This window comes from Brevibacterium sp. Mu109, from assembly GCF_900169375.1.
Taxonomy (GTDB): Bacteria; Actinomycetota; Actinomycetes; order Actinomycetales; family Brevibacteriaceae; genus Brevibacterium; species Brevibacterium yomogidense_A.
In genome coordinates this window covers 1-1209 of sequence record NZ_FXZF01000103.1, presented here as the reverse complement: position 1 = coordinate 1209, position 1209 = coordinate 1, and the positions used below count along the sequence as shown (strand labels likewise).

At 68.7% G+C, this 1209-nt stretch carries 2 protein-coding genes; both read right to left on the bottom strand.

Features of this window, described 5'->3' with window-relative positions:
- Window positions 1–363: TraR/DksA C4-type zinc finger protein (locus BSP109_RS16645; RefSeq protein WP_101602064.1), on the bottom strand; the 363-nt coding region annotated here is incomplete at its 3' end.
- A 64-nt stretch (window positions 364–427) separates the two neighbouring features.
- Window positions 428–994: an ABC transporter C-terminal domain-containing protein gene (locus BSP109_RS17410; protein ID WP_180959811.1), complete on the bottom strand. Its 567-nt coding sequence runs from the start codon at window positions 992–994 to the stop codon at window positions 428–430.
- Between the last annotated feature and the right edge of the window lie 215 nt (window positions 995–1209).

The following is a 1209-nucleotide window of genomic DNA, read 5'->3' as shown; positions in this document are numbered from 1 at the left end:
GGATGGAAACGAATAGTCGCGGGCGGCGCAATTCACGCATTTCGCCGCGTAGGGGCGGGCCTCCAGCCGCGCCTCGGCGATGGGTCTGCCGCAGCCGATGCAGGTCCCGAACGTGCCAGCGTTCAGGCGGTCAACCGCCTCGGCGATCTCCTCGAGACGGTCCTCGGACTGTTCGAGCAACGTCGCGGCCTGCGACCGTTCGAAGGCGAGCGTCGCCCCTTCCGGATCGTGTTCGTCGTCGCTGTTGTCGCCCTGGCGAGCGGCCGAGACCTCATCGATTCCCTGAGTCAGGCGGCTGATGAGCGCCTGCGTCTCCGCCCGCTCATCCTCTAGCCGCTGCCGCATCGTCGCTTCATCGATCATCGTCGTCTCCTCGGCTTCGACTGGTCCGTCGTCCTGCGTTATCGTCGTTCGTCGCCTCGAACCCTCAGGCTTCCAGCGCCTCGGACGCTTCGAGCCAGCGCATCTCGAGCTCGTCGAGTTCGTCCTGGGACTCGCGGATCGCTGCCGTGAGCTCCGCCAGTCCTTCGAAGTCGGTTTGGTCGTGGCCGGCCATCGCCTCGTGCTTCTGCGCGATCTGAGTGTTCGGCTTGTCCATCCGCCGTTCGATCGCGGACACTTCCTTCTTCGCCGCCCGGGCTTCCGCACCGGACAGTCTCGGAGCCGACGAGGATCCCTCGCTCGCCGAGGCGGCCCCACCGTTCCCGTGCCCGGACCCTCCGGTGGGTGCTGAGCTCGTCGGTGCGGTGTTCCCGGGTCCACCGGCTCCCGCCGCTGCCGCGCCCACGCCGGCCGCCGCGGTCCCGGCGGCCGCGGTCCCGCTTTCGCCCTGGTCGACGGTCTCCGGGGAGAGCCTGCGCACCTGCTTCGGCGGGGCCGCTGCTTCGGCTTCCTCGCGCCGCGCGGCAGCCGAAGCATCGAGGGCGGCGAGGCGGCGCCTGGCCTCCTCCTCCTTCGCACGTGCGAGGTCTCGAACATCCCGCCGAGGAACCACGAACCGTCGTCCTCGTCGTCGATGATCACGCGGGTGTCGTTGTCGTCGTCCTCCACGTCGACGGCGACGATGTCCATCGCCTGCGTGTCCGGGTCGGGTTCATCGCGGTTGAGGATCGGGGTCGTGAGATTCTCGTCGTACTCATGCGCGGAGTAGCCGGAGTACTCCGAGTACGTCTGCTCGGGGGACCACTCGTCCCAGTCCTTCGCGGCGTT